Genomic DNA, 19,628 nt, shown 5'->3' with positions numbered 1-19,628 from the left:
GTTATCATCCGACGAAGCGCGAGGCAACGCCGTCACCGAGGTGACGGCGTTTTCATTTGTGCGCGGCGGCGCGGCCGCTGTCGCGCGGGACGTGGAACAACAAGGAGAGGCGATGTCATCGGTGCAGGCGAGGGTGCTCGCGCTGTTTGCGATCGGGTATTTCGTGTCGTATGTGTTCCGCGGCGTCAATCTCGGCTTCGCGCCGTTCGTCACGCACGAGCTCGGGCTGTCGGCCGCCGATCTCGGGCTGCTCACCAGTCTGTATTTTCTCGGCTTCGCCGGCGCGCAGATTCCGGCCGGCGTGCTGCTCGACCATTTCGGCCCGCGCCGCGTGACGGCCGGGATGCTGCTGTTCGCGGCGGCCGGCGCCGCGGTGTTCGGCGTCGCGCACGACCTCGGCACGATGATGATCGGCCGGCTCCTGATCGGCGTCGGCGTCTCGGTGTGCCTCGGTGCGGCGTTCAAGGCGCTCGCTCAGCATTTTCCGGTCGGCCGGTTGCCGCTCCTCAACGGTCTCGTGATGGCGGTCGGCGGCCTCGGCGGCGTCGCGGTCGGCTCGCCGCTGACCTGGCTGCTCGGGCTCGCGAGCTGGCGCGCGATCTGCGGCGGCCTCGCGGTGCTGACGATCGTCGTCGCCGCCGCGATCGGCTTCGGCGCGCCGGAAGCCGAACAGCCACGCCACCAGGGCGGGCTCGTCAGCCAGTTCAAGGGCACCTGGCACATCCTGAGCAGCCGCGCGTTCTGGAAGATCTCGTCATTCTCGGTCGTCACGCAGGGCGTGTTCTATGCGATGCAGTCGCTGTGGGTCGGGCCGTACCTGCGCGATGTCGCGGGATTCGATGCGCAGCGCGCGGCCCAACTCGTGTCGGTGCTTGGCTTCGCGATGATGGCCGGCTGCGTCGGCTTCGGCGCGGCGGCGCGCGTGCTCGAGCGGCGCGGGGTGTCCGTCCAGGCGTTTTGCGGCGTCGGCATGGCGCTGTTCGTCGCGACGCAAGCCGCGATCGTCGCGCGCATCCCGCTGCCGCCGGCCGTACTGTGGGCGGCGTACGGGATGTTCGGCGGCGTCGGGATCCTGACCTATGCGGTGCTGGCCCGTCATTTCCCGGCCCATCTGATCGGCCGCGCGAACACGACGCTCACGCTCGTGATCTTCGTGCTGATCTTTGCGTTCCAGATCGGCATCGGCGCGGTGCTGTCGCACTGGCCGGCGATCGATGGCCATTATCCGGCCGCCGCGCACGTCAGCGCGTGGAGCGCGCTGCTCGCGCTGCAGCTCGCGAGCGCGGTCTGGTACGCGTGGCCTGCGCGCGGCACTGGCAAGCAGGGTGATCCGGCGGTACGCTGACGAGTAGGGCGGCCTGCGCAAACGGGGCCGCAGCAGCGCGCGCGGCGCGCGGTCGCCGCGGCGTCAGGCGCGGCGCGCCGCATGCACGATCGGGCGGCCATATCGATTGAAGATAGGGCCATTTTCGGGCTATAATTTGAAAGTTTGTGCTGATCAACCTCGCACCCTAGCGCCTACCTCACTCATCCCGTTCATCCGCCGCACGCCGCCTGTCGGGCGATGCCGCGAAGCTTCGTGCGCCACGCGCCGGGTTCGCGTCTCGACAACGCAGGTCGCGTCCAGCTAGCGACTCCGCGCGCCTACGCAGCGCGGCGCTCGCGCGGCAGGGTAAACAGGTCGGCAGCAGGGTGTTCCCCAAGGAGCCTCCCGTGTTGCCGTCTTTTTCTCCCGCCTTGCTTGCACTCGCCGACGGCACGGTCTTTCGTGGTTATTCGATCGGGGCCGAAGGCCATACGATCGGTGAAGTCGTGTTCAACACCGCGATTACCGGCTATCAGGAAATCCTGACCGATCCGAGCTATGCGCGTCAGATCGTCACGCTCACCTACCCGCATATCGGCAACGTCGGCATCAACGCCGAAGACGTCGAAGCCACGAAAGTCCATGCCGCCGGCCTGATCATCCGTGATCTGCCCACGCTCGCATCGAACTTCCGCATGGACCGCACGCTCGGCGACTACCTGCGCGACGAAGGCGTCGTCGCGATCGCCGGCATCGATACCCGCAAGCTGACCCGTATCCTGCGCGACAAGGGCGCGCAGAACGGCTGCATCCTGGCCGGTTCGGACGACGAGGCAAAGGCGATCGAGCTCGCGCGCTCGTTCCCGGGCCTCGCCGGCATGGATCTCGCGAAGGTCGTGTCGACCACGAAGCCGTTCGAGTGGAAGCAGACCGAATGGCGCCTCGAAGGCGGCTACGGGATGCAGGAATCGCCGAAGTACCGCGTCGTCGCGTACGACTTCGGCGTCAAGTACAACATCCTGCGCATGCTCGCGGAGCGCGGCTGCCAGGTGACGGTGCTGCCGGCGCAGGCCAGCGCGGCCGACGCGCTCGCGCTGAATCCGGACGGCATCTTCCTGTCGAACGGCCCCGGCGACCCGGAGCCGTGCGACTACGCGATCGCGGCCACGAAGGAATTCATCGAGCGCGGCGTGCCGACCTTCGGCATCTGCCTCGGCCACCAGATCATGGGGCTCGCGGTCGGCGCCAAGACGCTGAAGATGAAGACGGGCCACCACGGCGCGAACCATCCGGTGAAGGATCTCGGCGACGGCCGCGTGGTGATCACGTCGCAGAACCACGGCTTCGCGGTCGACGCGGATTCGCTGCCGGCCAACGCGCGCGTGACGCACGTGTCGCTGTTCGACGGCACGCTGCAGGGCTTCGAGCTGACCGACAAGCCGGCGTTCTGCTTCCAGGGTCACCCGGAAGCGTCGCCCGGCCCGCACGACATCGGCTATCTGTTCGACCGTTTCACCGCCCTGATGGACGCGGCGCAGCAGCGCAACGCCTGACGCCACTGAAGCAACCGAAGAACGGGAGATTCGCATCATGTTCGGCCACGCACTCGGCATCACGGATATCTGGACCTACGTGTTCGGCGTGATCTTCATCATCCTGCTGCCGGGGCCGAACTCGATGTACGTGCTGTCGCTCGCGGCGCAGCGCGGCGTGAAGGCCGGCTATCGCGCGGCCTGCGGCGTGTTCGTTGGCGATACGGTGCTGATGGTGCTGTCCGCCGCGGGCGTCGCGTCGCTGCTGAAGGCGAACCCGGTGCTGTTCTCCGTCGTCAAGTACGGCGGCGCCGCGTATCTGCTGTACATCGGCGCCGGGATGCTGCGCGGCGCGTGGCGCAAGCTGCGCGCACGCGCCGATGCGCCGGCCGACGCGCCGCTTGCGGTCGACGGCGAGCGGTCGTTCGACAAGCCGTTCCGCAAGGCGCTGATCGTGAGCCTCCTGAATCCGAAGGCGATCCTGTTCTTCATCTCGTTCTTCATCCAGTTCGTCGACCCGGCATTCCCGCATCCCGCGCTGTCGTTCGTCGTGCTCGGGGCGATCGCGCAATGCGCGAGCTTCCTGTACCTGAGCACGCTGATCTTCGCGGGCGCGCGGCTCGCCGAGCATTTCCGCCGCCGCCGCAAGCTCGCGGCGGGTGCGGCGAGCAGCGTGGGCGGCCTGTTCATCGGTTTCTCGGTGAAACTCGCGCTCGCCACCATGAGTTGAGCGCAGCCGGCCGACCCGCGACAACGCCACGACAAAGATTACTTACTGAATTCACAAGCCATGCCAAAACGCACAGACATCAAAAGCATCCTCATCATCGGCGCCGGCCCGATCATCATCGGCCAGGCTTGCGAGTTCGACTATTCGGGCGCGCAGGCTTGCAAGGCGCTGCGTGAAGAGGGCTACAAGGTCGTCCTCGTGAACAGCAACCCGGCGACGATCATGACCGACCCGAACACGGCCGACGTCACGTACATCGAGCCGATCACGTGGGAAGTCGTCGCGCGCATCATCGAGAAGGAGCGCCCGGACGCGATCCTGCCGACGATGGGCGGCCAGACCGCGCTGAACTGCGCGCTCGACCTGCATCACCACGGCGTGCTCGAGAAATTCGGCGTCGAGCTGATCGGCGCGTCGCCGGAAGCGATCGACAAGGCGGAAGACCGCCAGAAGTTCAAGGACGCGATGACCAAGATCGGTCTCGGCTCGGCGAAGTCGGGCATCGCGCATTCGATGGAAGAGGCGACCCAGGTCCACGCCGAGATCATGGCGTACACCGGCGGCAGCGGCTATCCGATCGTGATCCGTCCGTCGTTCACGCTCGGCGGCTCGGGCGGCGGCATCGCGTACAACCGTGAAGAGTTCGAAGAGATCTGCAAGCGCGGCCTCGACCTGTCGCCCACGCGCGAACTGCTGATCGAGGAATCGCTGCTCGGCTGGAAGGAATACGAGATGGAAGTCGTGCGCGACCGCGCCGATAACTGCATCATCGTGTGCTCGATCGAAAACCTCGACCCGATGGGCGTGCACACCGGCGACTCGATCACGGTCGCGCCGGCGCAGACGCTCACCGACAAGGAATACCAGATCCTGCGCAACGCATCGCTCGCGGTGCTGCGCGAGATCGGCGTCGACACGGGCGGCTCGAACGTGCAGTTCTCGATCAACCCGAAGGACGGCCGCATGGTCGTCATCGAGATGAACCCGCGCGTGTCGCGTTCATCGGCGCTCGCGTCGAAGGCGACCGGCTTCCCGATCGCGAAGGTCGCGGCGAAGCTGGCGGTCGGCTACACGCTCGACGAGCTGAAGAACGAAATCACCGGCGGCCAGACGCCGGCGTCGTTCGAGCCGACGATCGACTACGTCGTCACGAAGATTCCGCGTTTCGCGTTCGAGAAGTTCCGTGAAGCCGATTCGCGCCTGACCACGCAGATGAAGTCGGTCGGCGAAGTGATGGCGATCGGCCGCACGTTCCAGGAATCGTTCCAGAAGGCGCTGCGCGGCCTCGAAGTCGGCGTCGACGGTCTCGACGAGAAGTCGACCGACCGCGACGAGATCGCGATCGAGATCCACGAGCCGGGTCCGGATCGCATCTGGTACGTCGGCGATGCATTCCGTATCGGCATGACGGCCGAAGAGATCTTCGCGGAAACCGCGATCGACCCGTGGTTCCTCGCGCAGATCGAGCAGATCATCCTGAAGGAAAAGGCGCTGTCGGGCCGCACGCTCGCGTCGCTGACGTTCGATGAGCTGCGTTTCCTGAAGCAGAGCGGCTTCTCCGACCGCCGCCTCGCGAAGCTGCTCGGCGCGACGCCGGAAGACGTCCGCAAGCGCCGCGTTGAACTGAACGTGCGCCCGGTCTACAAGCGCGTCGACACCTGCGCGGCCGAGTTCGCGACGAAAACCGCGTACATGTACTCGACCTACGAGGAAGAGTGCGAGGCGCAGCCGACCACCAACAAGAAGATCATGGTGCTGGGCGGTGGCCCGAACCGGATCGGCCAGGGCATCGAGTTCGACTACTGCTGCGTGCACGCGGCCCTCGCGATGCGCGAGGACGGCTACGAAACGATCATGGTCAACTGCAACCCGGAAACGGTGTCGACCGACTATGACACGTCCGACCGCCTGTACTTCGAGCCGCTGACGCTCGAGGACGTGCTCGAGATCGTCGACAAGGAAAAGCCGGTCGGCGTGATCGTCCAGTACGGCGGCCAGACGCCGCTGAAGCTCGCGCTCGACCTCGAGGCGCACGGTGTGCCGATCGTCGGCACGTCGCCGGACATGATCGACGCGGCCGAAGACCGCGAACGCTTCCAGAAGCTGCTGCAGGACCTCGGCCTGCGCCAGCCGCCGAACCGCACCGCGCGCGCAGAAGAAGAGGCGCTCGCGCTGGCGGCCGAAATCGGCTACCCGCTCGTCGTGCGCCCGTCGTACGTGCTGGGCGGCCGCGCGATGGAAATCGTCCACGAGCCGCGCGACCTCGAGCGCTACATGCGCGAGGCCGTGAAGGTGTCGAACGATTCGCCGGTGCTGCTCGACCGCTTCCTGAACGACGCGATCGAATGTGACGTCGACTGCATCTGCGACGGCGAAGCGGTGTTCATCGGCGGCGTGATGGAGCACATCGAGCAGGCAGGCGTCCACTCGGGCGACTCGGCATGCTCGCTGCCGCCGTACTCGCTGTCGAAGGAAACCGTGGCCGAGCTGAAGCGCCAGACGGGCGCGATGGCGAAGGCGCTGAACGTGGTCGGCCTGATGAACGTGCAGTTCGCGATCCAGCAGGTGCCGCAGGCGGACGGTTCGAAGCAGGACATCATCTACGTGCTCGAAGTGAACCCGCGCGCATCGCGCACGGTGCCGTACGTGTCGAAAGCGACCAGCCTGCCGCTCGCGAAGATCGCGGCGCGCGCGATGGTCGGCCAGAAGCTCGCGCAGCAGGGCGTGACGAAGGAAGTCGAGCCGCCGTACTTCAGCGTGAAGGAAGCGGTGTTCCCGTTCGTCAAGTTCCCGACCGTCGATCCGGTCCTCGGGCCTGAAATGCGTTCGACCGGCGAAGTGATGGGTGTCGGCCAGACGTTCGGCGAAGCGCTGTTCAAGTCGCAGCTCGCGGCCGGTTCGCGCCTGCCGGAGTCGGGCACGGTGCTGCTGACCGTGATGGACGCCGACAAGCCGAAGGCGGTCGAAGTCGCGCGCATGCTGCACGACCTCGGCTACCCGATCGTCGCGACCAAGGGCACGGCTGCCGCGATCGAAGCGGCCGGCGTGCCGGTGAAGGTCGTCAACAAGGTGAAGGACGGCCGTCCGCACATCGTCGACATGATCAAGAACGGCGAGATCGCACTCGTGTTCACGACGGTCGACGAGACGCGCCAGGCGATCGCCGATTCGCGTTCGATCCGCATGAGCGCGCAGGCGCACAAGGTCACGTACTACACGACGATGTCGGGCGCGCGCGCGGCCGTCGAAGGCTTGCGCTACCTGAAGGATCTGGAAGTCTATGATTTACAAGGTCTTCACGCTCGCCTAAACTAAGCAGTCAGTTTCCTGTCGAAGCAACACGTGCCGCGGTTAAGCGGTGTTTCCGGTTCACCGGAAATGCGCTTAATCGCGGTGATTTTTTTTATAGCCGTTATTATCGATTGAGCCGTTTATGAGCACCATTCCGTTGACAAAGCGTGGCGCAGAGCAACTGCGCGATGAATTGCAGCGCCTCAAGTCGGTCGAGCGGCCGGCCGTGATCACCGCGATCGCGGAGGCCCGCGCACAGGGTGATCTGTCCGAAAACGCCGAATACGACGCAGCGAAGGAAAAGCAGGGCTTCATCGAGGGCCGTATCGCGGAACTCGAATCGAAGCTGTCCGCCGCGCAGGTCATCGACCCCACCGTGCTCGATGCCGAGGGCCGCGTGGTCTTCGCGTCGACGGTCGAACTCGAGGATCTCGAGTCGGGCGACACCGTCAAGTATCAGATCGTCGGCGACGACGAAGCCGATATCGATCACGGCCTGATCTCGGTCAGCTCGCCGATCGCACGCGCGCTGATCGGCAAGTCCGAAGGCGACGTCGCGGCCGTGCAGGCGCCGAGCGGCGTGCGCGAGTACGAAATCATTTCCGTCAGCTACATCTGAAGCCGGGCGACGTGATGCCGCATCGCGTGTTCCGTCTGCTGTCGGCCGTGTGGGTCGGCAGCCTGCTGACGATCGGGTATGCGGTCGCGCCCGTGCTGTTCAAGACGCTGGAGCGGATGACGGCCGGTACGGTCGCCGCCCAGCTGTTTCGCATCGAGGCGATCCTCGGTGTCGTGTGCGGCGTGCTGCTGCTCGCGCTGTCGAATCAGCAGGTGCGGCGCGGCAGCGGCGATTATCGTCGCGTGCGCTGGATCGTCGCGGCGATGGTCGCGTGCGTGCTGGTCGGGTATTTTGCGCTGCAGCCGTTCATGAACGCGCTGCGCGTGGCCGCGATGGAAGCGGGCACCGATATCGCGAACTCGCCGTATGCGAGCCGCTTCGGGATGCTGCACGGCGTCTCGAGCCTGTTCTATCTCGTCGAGAGCGTGCTGGGGCTGATGCTGATCTGGCGTCTGCCGGCGCAAGACTCCGGAACGGCCTGAACAGCCTGAGCGCCGCACGGGCAGGGCACGGGATGCCCCGTGCCCTGCCCGGCAGGATTACTTGTCCTGGTGCGGCCGCTTCGTGCTGGCCTGACGCTTTTTCGCGCGCTTCACCGTGCCGCCCGCCGTCACGCGCTCATTGCCGCGCACGACGACCTTGGTCGGCTTCGGGCGACGCACGGGGCTCGCGTTCGGCGACACCTTGACGACCTTGACGGTGCGCGGTGCGCGGCCTTTCCTGTCGTCGCTGGCTTCGGCCGCGCTCGGCAGCGTGCCGGCACGACGGCCGCGGGCCGGGGTTGCCACGGCGGCCTCGGGCTTCCAGATCACCAGCAGCTTGCCGATGTGCTGGATCGGCGCGGCGCTCAGGCGGTCGCAGATCTCGTCGTAAATGGCGACGCGCTCGTCGCGCTCGTCACCGAACACGCGAATCTTGATCAGCTGGTGCGCGGCGAGGTGCACCTTGATTTCCTTCAGCACTGCGTCGGTGAGCCCTTCGGCGCCGATCAGCACGACGGGCTTGAGCGCATGGGCCTGGGAGCGCAGCGCGGAGCGCTCGGCGGGGGAAAGCGAAAGGGCGGGCATGGAAATGTCGAAATCTAGATAAGGGGCGCTGCGTCAGAAGCGAATCGCGGGAAGTTACCGCATCAGCCGCGCGCCGAAACCACGTAAAATCGCGGCTTGGGCCTCAGAAGGGGCCGCAGCCGCGCGAAGAAGACGCGTATTATCCGCCAAAAGCACGGCTTCACGAAGCAAATAGCAGCAATCTCTCTCTCGAATGGCAAAAAACCGCTTCAACCAGCACTGGCTGCACGACCACATCAACGACCCGTACGTCAAAATGGCGCAGCGGGAGGGCTATCGCGCGCGCGCCGCGTACAAGCTGAAGGAAATCGACGAGCAGGACAAGCTGATCCGTCCGGGCCAGGTGATCGTCGACCTCGGCGCGACGCCGGGCAGCTGGAGCCAGTATGCCCGCAACAAGCTCGCGCAGGGCAAGAAGCGCGACACGCAACGCGAAGGCGGCATCGACGGCACGATCATCGCGCTCGACCTGCTGCCGATGGAGCCGATCGCCGACGTCCACTTCATCCAGGGCGACTTCCGCGAGGACGACGTCCTCCGGCAGCTCGAAGATGTGCTCGAAGGTCGCGCGGTGGACCTTGTTATTTCCGACATGGCCCCCAACCTCTCCGGCGTAGCCTCGGCGGACGCAGCACGCATCGAGCATCTGTGCGATCTGGCGCTTGAATTCGCGCAGAACCATCTGAAGCCGGATGGTGCGCTGCTCGTGAAATGCTTTCACGGCAGCGGCTACAGCCAGATCGTCGAGAAGTTCAAGCAGCAGTTTAAGGTGGTCGCGCCCCGCAAGCCGAAGGCGTCGCGCGACAAATCGTCCGAAACGTTCATTTTGGGCCGGCAGCTGAAGCAACCGCGGTGACGCGGAGCGCGGTGCCGCAAACGGGCTCCGGCCCTTGCCAGACAAGCGAAGCGCTATCGCGGCGGTTGTCAATGCTTATGGCAGGGGTGGTCGGACTGGATTAGAATGACCGAGGAGCGCCGCAAGGAAAATGTAGGCGCTCGTCTACGAGTGAAGGAGTGGTGCTTTGAACAACAATATGTTTTCGAAGGCAGCAGTGTGGCTGGTGATCGCACTGGTGCTGTTTACGGTGTTCAAGCAGTTCGACAAGCCCCGCGTCCAGGAAGGTGTGTCCTATTCGCAGTTCATGGACGACGCCAAGAACGGCAAGGTCAAGAACGTCATCGTGCAGGGGCGCAACCTCACCGTCACTCCGTCTGATGGCCAGAAATACCAGATCGTGTCGCCCGGCGACATCTGGATGGTCGGTGACCTGATGAAGTACGGCGTGCAGGTCAGCGGCAAGGCGGACGACGAGCCGAACGCGCTGATGTCCGCGCTGTATTACCTCGGGCCGACGATCCTGATCATCGTGTTCTGGTTCTACATGATGAGGCAGATGCAGGGGGGCGGCAAAGGCGGCGCATTCTCGTTCGGGAAATCGCGCGCGCGGCTGATCGACGAGAACAACAACGCGGTCAACTTCTCCGACGTCGCGGGCTGCGACGAAGCCAAGGAAGAAGTGTCCGAACTCGTCGACTTCCTGCGCGATCCGCAGAAATTCCAGAAGCTGGGCGGGCGCATTCCGCGCGGCGTGCTGCTCGTCGGCCCTCCGGGTACCGGCAAGACGCTGCTCGCCCGTGCGATCGCCGGTGAAGCGAAGGTGCCGTTCTTCAGCATCTCGGGTTCCGACTTCGTCGAAATGTTCGTCGGTGTCGGCGCGGCCCGTGTGCGCGACATGTTCGAGCAGGCGAAGAAGCACGCACCGTGCATCGTGTTCATCGACGAAATCGACGCGGTCGGTCGCCATCGCGGCGCCGGCATGGGCGGCGGCAACGACGAGCGCGAGCAGACGCTGAACCAGATGCTGGTCGAGATGGACGGCTTCGAGGCGAATTCCGGCGTGATCGTGATCGCCGCGACCAACCGTTCCGACGTGCTCGACAAGGCGCTGCTGCGTCCGGGCCGTTTCGACCGTCAGGTCTATGTCGGCCTGCCGGACATCCGCGGCCGCGAGCAGATCATGCGCGTGCACCTGCGCAAGGTGCCGATCGCGAACGACGTCGATGCAGCAGTCATCGCGCGCGGCACGCCGGGCTTCTCGGGCGCCGATCTCGCGAACCTCGTGAACGAAGCGGCGCTGTTCGCCGCCCGTCGCGGCAAGCGCATCGTCGAGATGCAGGATTTCGAGGACGCGAAGGACAAGATCTTCATGGGTCCGGAGCGCAAGTCGGCGGTGATTCGCGAAGAAGCGAAGCGCGCGACGGCTTACCACGAGTCGGGCCACGCGGTGATCGCGAAGCTGCTGCCGAAGGCCGACCCGGTGCACAAGGTCACGATCATCCCGCGCGGTCGCGCGCTGGGCGTCACGTGGCAGCTGCCGGAGCATGACAACGAGACGTACTCGAAGGACTACCTGCTCGATCGCCTGGCGATCCTGTTCGGTGGCCGCGTGGCCGAGGAGCTGTTCCTGAACCTGATCAGCACCGGCGCGTCGGACGACTTCAACAAGGCGACGCAGACGGCCCGCGCGATGGTGGCCCGTTTCGGCATGACCGACGCCCTCGGGCCGATGGTCTACGTCGACGACGAGAGCGACAACGGTCCGTTCGGCCGTGGCTTCACGCGCACGATCTCGGAAGCGACGCAGCAGAAGGTCGACGGTGAAATCCGCCGCGTGCTCGACGAACAGTACAACCTTGCGCGCCGCCTGCTCGAAGAGAACCGCGACAAGGTCGAGGCAATGACGGCCGCGCTGATGGAGTGGGAAACGATCGACGCCGATCAGATCAACGACATCATGGAAGGGCGTCCGCCGCGCTCGCCGAAGAGCTCGCCGGCTGTCGGCGGCGACTCGTCGGGTGGCGGCACGACCGCCGAAGTGAAGCCGGCCAACGCGCCGGCGCCTGCTTCGCCGGCCTGAGCGCCGCTGTAGCACCGTTCACGGGCTGGTGTGGCTTCACACCGGCCCGTTTTGCATTCATCAACGCCTCCCGCCCGTGTCCGATTCCGCTGTTTCCGCGTTCATCCCCGCGCCGCTCCAGTGCGGCCGCTTCTCGCTGACGTTCGAACGCCCGCTCGTGATGGGCATCCTCAACGCAACCCCCGATTCGTTTTCCGACGGCGGCCGCTTCCTCGCGCGCGACGATGCGCTGCGCCAGGCCGAGCGGATGATCGCCGAAGGCGTCGACCTGATCGACATCGGCGGTGAGTCGACGCGTCCCGGCGCGCCGCCGGTGCCGCTCGACGAGGAGCTCGCGCGCGTGATCCCGCTCGTCGAGGCGCTGCGGCCGCTGAACGTGCCGCTGTCGATCGACACCTACAAGCCGGCCGTGATGCGCGCGGCGCTCGCGGCCGGCGCCGATCTGATCAACGACATCTGGGGGTTCCGCCAGCCGGGTGCGATCGACGCGGTGCGCGAGGGCAACAGCGGACTGTGCGCAATGCACATGCTCGGCGAGCCGCAGACGATGCAGGTCGGCGAGCCCGACTACGGCGACGTCGTGACCGAAGTGTGCGACTTTCTCGCCGCGCGTGCGCAGGCGCTGCGCGACGCGGGCATCGCGCCGGAGCGGATCTGCGTCGATCCGGGCTTCGGCTTCGGCAAGGCGGTGGTCGAGGACAACTACGCGCTGCTGGCCGCCTTGGCGGACACGGCGCCCGCGCGGCCCGACGGGCGCGCGTATCCGATTCTCGCGGGCATGTCGCGCAAGTCGATGCTCGGCGCGGTGATCGGCGGCAAGCCGCCGATGGAACGGGTCGCGGCAAGCGTGGCGGCCGCGCTGTGCGCAGTCGGGCGCGGCGCCGCGATCGTGCGCGTGCACGACGTCGCGGCGACGGTCGACGCGCTCAAGGTCTGGAATGCCGTGCGCGAAGCCGCGCGGCAACGATAAGTCAGAATTCAGAAAGACGAAGGAGGAAGATTCGCCATGGGACGTCGATATTTCGGCACGGACGGCATTCGCGGCACGGTAGGCGAGGCGCCCATCACGCCTGATTTCGTGTTGCGTCTCGGCTATGCGGCCGGCAAGGTACTGGCCGGCACGGCCGACGTCGCGGCCGGTGCGCGTCCGACGGTGCTGATCGGCAAGGACACGCGCGTGTCGGGCTACATGCTCGAGGCCGCCCTCGAGGCCGGGTTCTCGGCGGCCGGCGTCGACGTGATGCTGGCCGGCCCGATGCCGACGCCGGGCGTCGCCTACCTGACGCGCGCGCTGCGCCTGTCGGCCGGCGTCGTGATCAGCGCATCGCACAACCCGTATCAGGACAACGGCATCAAGTTCTTCTCCGCGGACGGCAACAAGCTGCCCGACGAGACCGAAGCCGCGATCGAAGCGTGGCTCGACAAGCCGCTCGAATGCGCATCGTCGGACCGGCTGGGCAAGGCGCGCCGCCTCGAGGACGCCGCCGGCCGCTACATCGAGTTCTGCAAGAGCACGTTCCCGGCCGCGTACGACCTGCGCGGGCTGAAGCTCGTGATCGATTGCGCGCACGGCGCTGCGTACCAGATCGCGCCGCACGTGTTCCACGAACTCGGCGCGGACGTGATCCCGATCGGCGTCGCGCCGAACGGCTTCAACATCAACGACGGCGTCGGCGCGACGGCGCCCGATGCACTCGTGCGCGCGGTGCGTGCGAACCATGCGGATCTAGGCATCGCGCTCGACGGCGACGCGGACCGCCTGCAGGTCGTCGATTCGACCGGCCGGCTGTACAACGGCGACGAGCTGCTCTACGTGCTCGTGAAGGACCGCATCGCGACGGCCGGCAAGGTCGACGGCGCGGTCGGCACGCTGATGACGAACCTCGCGGTCGAGGTCGCGTTGCAGCGCGAGGGCGTGCCGTTCGTGCGCGCGGCGGTCGGCGACCGCTACGTGCTCGAGCAGCTGCGCGAACGCGGCTGGCAGCTCGGCGCGGAAGGCTCGGGCCACATCCTGTCGCTCGACCGCCATTCGACCGGCGACGGCATCGTGTCGGCGCTGCTCGTGCTCGCCGCGCTCAAGCGCAGCGACCGCACGCTCGCGCAGATGCTGGACGGCGTCACGCTGTTCCCGCAGAAGCTGATCAACGTGCGGATGAAGCCGGGCGCGGACTGGAAGGGCAGCGCATCGATTCGTGCGGCGATCGACGCGGCCGAAGGCGCGCTCGCCGGCAGCGGCCGCGTGCTGATCCGCGCATCGGGCACCGAGCCCGTGCTGCGCGTGATGGTCGAGGCGCAGCAGGCGGCCGACGCGACCCGCCACGCGGAAGCGATCGCCGACGCGGTGCGGATGGCGACGAGCTGAGCCGAACCGTGGACGGCGCGCGACGCTCCGGCCGAGTGCGCGCTGCCGCAGCAATGAATCGACCTGCGGCGCCTTCGGGCGCCGCAATTCATCAGACGCAAAGGTTTGCGCTATTAAATAGAAGGAACTTCGGCGCGGATCTCATCTGACCGAACAAATCATCCGACCCTGAGCAGAAGCGGCGAGCAGAGCAGGGCATTGCCCGCCTGTTTTTCACCGCGCCAGGATCGCCCGCGCACCCCCGCGAAAGGGCGCCCATACCGTCCCTCCATGACCGGCAATTCTTGCCACCATCGCCGCCGCGCGTGGCCTCCGCGGCCCATCGCACCACCCCGAATACACCCTTTCAACCAGTCATGTTACTGTCACGCCAGTTTCATCGATTGTCACATTATCGTCATGAGGAGCCCCTAACCTTCGCGGTGCCGTAGTCATCCGCTCACACACTGGAGGTCTCATGAAATTGATGCAAACCGCGATTGCCGGCCTGGCTGGCGCGCTTTTCGCCGTTGCCGCGCACGCTGCCGACATCACGGGCGCAGGTAGCACGTTCGCCATGCCGATCTATACGAAATGGGCTGCCGACTACCAGCAGTCCGGCGGCGCGAAGGTGAACTACCAGGGTATCGGTTCGTCGGGCGGCCTGAAGCAGATCAACGCGAAGACGGTCGATTTTGCCGGTTCGGACGCTCCGCTGAAGGATGAAGAGCTCGCGAAGGAAGGCCTGTTCCAGTTCCCGACGGTGGTCGGCGGCGTGGTGCCGGTCGTCAACGTGCCGGGCGTGAAGGCCGGTGAACTGACGCTGTCGGGCCCGGTGCTCGGCGACATCTACCTCGGCAAGATCAAGAAGTGGAACGATCCGGCGATCGTTGCACTGAACCCGAAGGTCAAGCTGCCGGACACGGACATCGCGGTCGTTCGCCGCGCTGACGGCTCGGGCACGAGCTTCATCTGGACGAACTACCTGTCGAAGGTGAACGACGAGTGGAAGTCGAAGGTCGGCGAAGGCACGACGGTCAACTGGCCGACGGGCACGGGCGGCAAGGGCAATGACGGCGTCGCGGCCTTCGTGCAGCGCCTGCCGGGCGCAGTCGGCTACGTCGAGTGGGCGTACGCGAAGAAGAACAACATGGTCTACACCGCGCTGAAGAATTCGACGGGCACGGTGGTTGAGCCGAAGACGGAAACGTTCAAGGCCGCCGCGGCCGGCGCGAACTGGTCGAAGTCGTTCTACCAGATCCTGACGAACCAGCCGGGCAAGGAAGCATGGCCGGTCGTCGGCGCGACGTTCGTGCTGCTGCACGCGAAGCAGGACAAGCCGGAGCAGGGCGCCGAAACGCTGAAGTTCTTCAGCTGGGCGTTCAAGAACGGCGAGAAGGCGGCCGACAGCCTGGACTACATCTCGCTGCCGCCGGCAGTCGAGGCGGAAATCCGCAAGCAGTGGAAGACGAAGGTCACGGACGCATCGGGCAAGCCGGTCGCCGCGGAGTAAGCATTGCAGCGGTTCACTGCCCGGCCGTGCCGGTCGGGCAGTGTGTGCGGTAAGGCCGGGCGTCACGGCGCCCGGCGATCCAGAACAGGCACCCATGTCTGAAATTTCCTACACGTCCTCCCGGTCCCCCGACGCCGCGTCGCAACGCGCGCCGAGCCGCCTCGGCGACGTTCTGTTCGGCGGCCTCGCATGGCTTGCCGCGATCGTGACCCTGCTGCTGCTGGGCGGGATCATCGTTTCTCTGATCATTGCGTCGATGCCGACCATCCAGAAGTTCGGCCTCGGCTTCCTGTTTCAATCCGAGTGGGATCCGAACTCGGATGTCTTCGGCGCGCTCGTGCCGATCTACGGCACGCTCGTGACGTCGATCATCGCGCTCGTGATCGCGGTGCCGGTCAGCTTCGGCATCGCGCTGTTCCTCACCGAGCTGTCGCCCGTGTGGCTGCGCCGCCCGCTCGGCATCGCGATCGAGCTGCTCGCCGCGATTCCGTCGATCGTATACGGCATGTGGGGCCTGCTCGTGTTCGCGCCGATCTTCGCCGAATACTTCCAGAAGCCGATCGGCCGCATCTTCAAGGATGTGTGGGTGGTCGGTCCGCTGACGTCCGGCGCGCCGATCGGCATCGGCATCCTCGCGGCCGGCGTGATCCTGGCGATCATGATCATCCCGTACATCGCGTCGGTGATGCGCGACGTGTTCGAAGTCACGCCCGTGCTGCTGAAGGAATCGGCGTACGGAATCGGCTGCACGACGTGGGAAGTGATGTGGAAGGTCGTGCTGCCCTATACGAAGACCGGCGTGATCGGCGGCGTGATGCTCGGCCTCGGCCGCGCGCTCGGCGAAACGATGGCCGTGACCTTCGTGATCGGCAACACGAACCTGCTCGACAGCGTGTCGCTGTTCGCGCCGGGCAACAGCATCACGTCGGCGCTCGCGAACGAATTCGCCGAAGCGCAGCCGGGCCTGCATACGTCCGCGCTGATGGAACTGGGCCTGATCCTGTTCGTGATCACGTTCATCGTGCTGTCCGTCTCCAAACTGCTGCTGCTTCGTCTCGAGAAGGGAGAGGGCAAGAAATGAGCGAGCCCATCATGAATTTCCCCGGGCCGAACGGCGCCGCGCTCGACGCGATGCGCAACCGCCTGCAACGCAGGCGCAAGTTCACCAACGCGATCGCGCTCACCGCATCGCTCGGCGCGATGGCGTTCGGGCTGCTGTGGCTCGTGTGGATTCTCTACACGACCGTGCACCTCGGCGTCGGCGGCCTGTCGCTGCAGTTGTTCACCGAATCGACGCCGGCACCGAACACGGAAGGCGGCGGTCTGGCGAACGCGATCGTCGGCAGCCTGCTGCTGTGCGGTTTCGGCACGCTGGTCGGCACGCCGATCGGCATCCTCGCGGGCGTCTATCTCGCCGAATACGGCCAGAAGAACCTGCTGGCGAGCACGATCCGCTTCATCAACGACATCCTGCTGTCGGCGCCGTCGATCGTCATCGGCCTGTTCGTGTACGCGATCGTCGTCGCGAAGTCGGGACGCTTCTCGGGCTGGGCCGGCGTGATTGCGCTTGCGCTGCTGCAGATTCCGATCGTGATCCGCACGACCGAGAACATGCTGAAGCTCGTGCCGAACGCACTGCGTGAAGCGGCCGTCGCGCTCGGCACGCCGAAGTGGCGCATGGTGCTGAAGATCACGCTGCGCGCGTCGGTCGGCGGGATCGTGACGGGCGTGCTGCTCGCGATCGCGCGGATCGCCGGCGAAACGGCGCCGCTGCTGTTCACGGCGCTGTCGAACCAGTTCTTCTCGTGGGACATGAGCCAGCCGATGGCGAACCTGCCCGTCACGATCTACAAGTTCGCGATGAGCCCGTTCGCCGAATGGCAGTCGCTCGCATGGGCGGGCGTGTTCCTGATTACGCTCGGGGTGCTCGGACTCAACGTCCTGGCGCGCTCGATCTTCTCGAAAAAGTAACGGCGGAGCGATCCGATGAATATGGCAGAAAGCCACCTGAATTCCGTCGAGCGCACCGCTGCGCCCGCCGGCACGCACGACGCGGTGCATGGCAGCCCGCTGGCGCCGCTGAACGCGAAGATCGAGGTCAACGACCTCAACTTTTTCTACAACAAGTTCCACGCGCTGAAGAACATCAACCTGCGCATTCCCGAAGGGAAGGTGACGGCGTTCATCGGCCCGTCGGGCTGCGGCAAGTCGACGCTCCTGCGCACGTTCAACAAGATGTACGCGCTCTATCCGGAGCAGCGCGCCGAAGGCGAAATCCTGATGGACGGCGAGAACCTGCTGACCACCAAGCGCGACATCTCGCTGCTGCGCGCGCGGATCGGCATGGTGTTCCAGAAGCCGACCCCGTTCCCGATGTCGATCTACGACAACATCGCGTTCGGCGTGAAGATGTTCGAAAAGCTCACGCGTTCGGAGATGGACGACCGCGTCGAGTGGGCGCTGTCGAAGGCCGCGCTGTGGAACGAAGTGAAGGACAAGCTGAACCAGAGCGGCTACGGGTTGTCGGGCGGCCAGCAGCAGCGTCTGTGCATCGCGCGCGGCATCGCGATCCGTCCGGAAGTGCTGCTGCTCGACGAGCCGTGCTCGGCGCTCGACCCGATCTCGACGGGCCGCATCGAGGAGTTGATCGCGGAGCTGAAGAGCGACTACACGGTCGTGATCGTCACGCACAACATGCAGCAGGCCGCGCGCTGCTCGGACTTCACGGCCTACATGTACCTGGGCGAGCTGATCGAATTCGGCGAAACCGAAAAGATCTTCATCAAGCCGGTGCGCAAGGAAACGGAAGACTACATCACCGGCCGTTTCGGCTGATGACGGAGAACAACAACCATGTCGGATAAACATCTGTCGAGCCAGTTCGACGCGGACCTGAATGCCGTGTCGTCGAAAGTGCTGGAAATGGGCGGACTCGTCGAGTCGCAGATCGTCGGCGCGATGCACGCGCTGAACGAATTCGACCGCGACGCGGCCGAGAAGGTGATCACGGCCGAGGAAACGCTGAACGCGATGGAAGTCGACATCGACCAGGAGTGCGGCAACATCATCGCGCGGAGGCAGCCTGCCGCGCGCGACCTGCGCCTTCTGATGTCGATTTCGAAAACGATTACGAACCTCGAGCGCGCCGGCGACGAGGCCGAGAAGATCGCGAAGCGCGTGCGCCGCCTGGTCGACGAACCGGCCGCGCGCACAGTGAACATCGCCGAGATCAAGGTGTCGGGCGAGATGGCCGTGACGATCCTGCGCCGCGCGCTCGACGCATTCGCGCGCCTCGATACGGTGGCCGCCGCGCAGATCGTCAAGGACGACAAGGAAATCGACCTTGAATTCCGCGCGTTCGTGCGCAAGCTCGTGTCGTACATGCAGGAAGATCCGCGCACGATCTCGGTCGGCCTCGAATACCTGTTCATCGCGAAGGCGATCGAGCGGATCGGCGACCACGCGAAGAACATCGCGGAGTTCATCATCTACATCGTGAAGGGCACGGACGTGCGGCATCAGCCGCGCGACACGCTCGAGCGCGAAGCCAACAGTTAACACCACGCACAGGAAGAACAGAGGTGCCGATGCCCAGCAACATTCTCGTCGTTGAAGATGAGCCCGCGATTTCCGAACTGATCTCGGTGAATCTCCAGCATGCCGGTCACTGCCCGATCCGCGCGTACAACGCGGAGCAGGCGCAGAACCTGATCAGCGATGTGCTGCCCGATCTCGTGCTGCTCGACTGGATGCTGCCGGGCAAGTCCGGCATCGCGTTCGCGCGCGACCTGCGCAACAACGAACGGACCAAGCACATCCCGATCATCATGCTGACCGCGCGTGGCGACGAGCAGGACAAGGTGCTCGGCCTCGAAATCGGCGCGGACGACTACGTGACCAAGCCGTTCTCGCCGAAGGAACTGATGGCGCGCATCAAGGCCGTGCTGCGCCGCCGCGCACCGCAGCTGACCGAGGACGTCGTGTCGATCAACGGGCTGCGCCTCGATCCGGCCACGCATCGCGTCGCCGCGCACGGCGACGGCAGCGAGATCAAGCTCGATCTCGGCCCGACCGAATTCCGCCTGCTGCATTTCTTCATGACGCATCCGGAGCGCGTGCACAGCCGCACGCAACTGCTCGACCAGGTGTGGGGCGATCACGTGTTCGTGGAGGAGCGTACCGTCGACGTGCACATCAAACGATTGCGCGCGGCCTTGAAACCGGCCGGCTGCGATGCGATGATCGAGACCGTGCGCGGCAGCGGCTACCGGCTCGCCAAGCACGCGTAACGTATCCGCGCATGCCGTGTGC

General features: G+C 65.7%; 17 protein-coding genes. 16 read left to right on the top strand and 1 reads right to left on the bottom strand.

The genetic code is table 11. The features are described 5' to 3' along the window. Positions 1-112: 112 nt before the first annotated feature. The 6 genes from SB771_RS12635 to SB771_RS12610 all read left to right on the top strand — a co-directional run bounded on the left by SB771_RS12635 (position 113) and on the right by SB771_RS12610 (position 7,960). The gene (locus SB771_RS12635) at positions 113-1,345 is read left to right on the top strand and encodes an MFS transporter (protein WP_175661799.1); all 1,233 of its coding nucleotides are present in this window, start codon (positions 113-115) and stop codon (positions 1,343-1,345) included. Between the two features lie 368 nt (positions 1,346-1,713). Next, a complete protein-coding gene (carA, locus tag SB771_RS12630) occupies positions 1,714-2,859 on the top strand; it encodes a glutamine-hydrolyzing carbamoyl-phosphate synthase small subunit (protein ID WP_006750298.1) in 1,146 nt (381 codons plus the stop codon). Positions 2,860-2,896: 37 nt separating this feature from the next. Next, positions 2,897-3,568, top strand: a complete 672-nt coding sequence (leuE, locus tag SB771_RS12625; RefSeq protein ID WP_175661800.1) for a leucine efflux protein LeuE — start codon at positions 2,897-2,899, stop codon at positions 3,566-3,568. Between the two features lie 60 nt (positions 3,569-3,628). After that, positions 3,629-6,883 carry a carbamoyl-phosphate synthase large subunit gene (gene carB / locus SB771_RS12620; protein ID WP_006750300.1) on the top strand — a complete coding sequence of 1,085 codons (3,255 nt, stop codon included), beginning with the start codon at positions 3,629-3,631 and terminating at the stop codon, positions 6,881-6,883. A 118-nt stretch (positions 6,884-7,001) separates the two neighbouring features. Continuing rightward, positions 7,002-7,478 carry a transcription elongation factor GreA gene (greA, locus tag SB771_RS12615; RefSeq protein WP_006750301.1) on the top strand — a complete coding sequence of 159 codons (477 nt, stop codon included), beginning with the start codon at positions 7,002-7,004 and terminating at the stop codon, positions 7,476-7,478. A 14-nt stretch (positions 7,479-7,492) separates the two neighbouring features. After that, the gene (locus tag SB771_RS12610) at positions 7,493-7,960 is read left to right on the top strand and encodes a DUF4149 domain-containing protein (protein ID WP_011656497.1); all 468 of its coding nucleotides are present in this window, start codon (positions 7,493-7,495) and stop codon (positions 7,958-7,960) included. A gap of 57 nt (positions 7,961-8,017) precedes the next feature. On the opposite strand, the gene SB771_RS12605 is transcribed toward SB771_RS12610, so the two are convergent. After that, entirely contained in the window at positions 8,018-8,545 is a 528-nt protein-coding gene (locus SB771_RS12605) for a YhbY family RNA-binding protein (protein ID WP_012363551.1), read from the bottom strand. 193 nt (positions 8,546-8,738) lie between these two features. On the opposite strand from SB771_RS12605, the gene SB771_RS12600 reads away from it, so the two are divergent. From SB771_RS12600 to phoB, 10 genes are all read left to right on the top strand, one after another. Next, positions 8,739-9,401 (top strand): RlmE family RNA methyltransferase, encoded by a 663-nt coding sequence (locus tag SB771_RS12600; protein WP_012363552.1) that lies wholly within the window; start codon positions 8,739-8,741, stop codon positions 9,399-9,401. Between the two features lie 166 nt (positions 9,402-9,567). After that, positions 9,568-11,463: an ATP-dependent zinc metalloprotease FtsH gene (ftsH, locus tag SB771_RS12595; protein ID WP_011656500.1), complete on the top strand. Its 1,896-nt coding sequence runs from the start codon at positions 9,568-9,570 to the stop codon at positions 11,461-11,463. 28 nt (positions 11,464-11,491) lie between these two features. Next, the gene (folP, locus tag SB771_RS12590) at positions 11,492-12,433 is read left to right on the top strand and encodes a dihydropteroate synthase (protein WP_175661801.1); all 942 of its coding nucleotides are present in this window, start codon (positions 11,492-11,494) and stop codon (positions 12,431-12,433) included. A 36-nt stretch (positions 12,434-12,469) separates the two neighbouring features. Then, complete coding sequence (gene glmM, locus SB771_RS12585; protein WP_011656502.1) at positions 12,470-13,825, top strand: phosphoglucosamine mutase; 1,356 nt, start codon at positions 12,470-12,472, stop codon at positions 13,823-13,825. A 457-nt stretch (positions 13,826-14,282) separates the two neighbouring features. After that, complete coding sequence (pstS, locus tag SB771_RS12580) at positions 14,283-15,317, top strand: phosphate ABC transporter substrate-binding protein PstS (RefSeq protein WP_006750308.1); 1,035 nt, start codon at positions 14,283-14,285, stop codon at positions 15,315-15,317. A 94-nt stretch (positions 15,318-15,411) separates the two neighbouring features. Beyond that, complete coding sequence (gene pstC, locus SB771_RS12575) at positions 15,412-16,398, top strand: phosphate ABC transporter permease PstC (RefSeq protein ID WP_011656504.1); 987 nt, start codon at positions 15,412-15,414, stop codon at positions 16,396-16,398. Next, positions 16,395-17,288, top strand: coding sequence for a phosphate ABC transporter permease PstA (gene pstA, locus SB771_RS12570; RefSeq protein WP_011656505.1), 894 nt, complete (start codon positions 16,395-16,397; stop codon positions 17,286-17,288). The genes pstC and pstA overlap by 4 nt, the downstream gene beginning before the upstream one ends. 15 nt (positions 17,289-17,303) lie before the next feature. Further along, entirely contained in the window at positions 17,304-18,152 is an 849-nt protein-coding gene (pstB, locus tag SB771_RS12565; protein WP_011656506.1) for a phosphate ABC transporter ATP-binding protein PstB, read from the top strand. A gap of 18 nt (positions 18,153-18,170) precedes the next feature. Next, positions 18,171-18,875, top strand: coding sequence for a phosphate signaling complex protein PhoU (phoU, locus tag SB771_RS12560; RefSeq protein ID WP_006750312.1), 705 nt, complete (start codon positions 18,171-18,173; stop codon positions 18,873-18,875). 29 nt (positions 18,876-18,904) lie between these two features. Beyond that, positions 18,905-19,606, top strand: coding sequence for a phosphate regulon transcriptional regulator PhoB (gene phoB, locus SB771_RS12555; RefSeq protein ID WP_006750313.1), 702 nt, complete (start codon positions 18,905-18,907; stop codon positions 19,604-19,606). Positions 19,607-19,628 lie beyond the last annotated feature (22 nt).

It is taken from the genome of Burkholderia sp. SIMBA_051, assembly GCF_046534915.1.
Classification (GTDB): Bacteria; Pseudomonadota; Gammaproteobacteria; order Burkholderiales; family Burkholderiaceae; genus Burkholderia; species Burkholderia ambifaria.
This window is presented reverse-complemented; position numbering and strand designations above follow the sequence as displayed.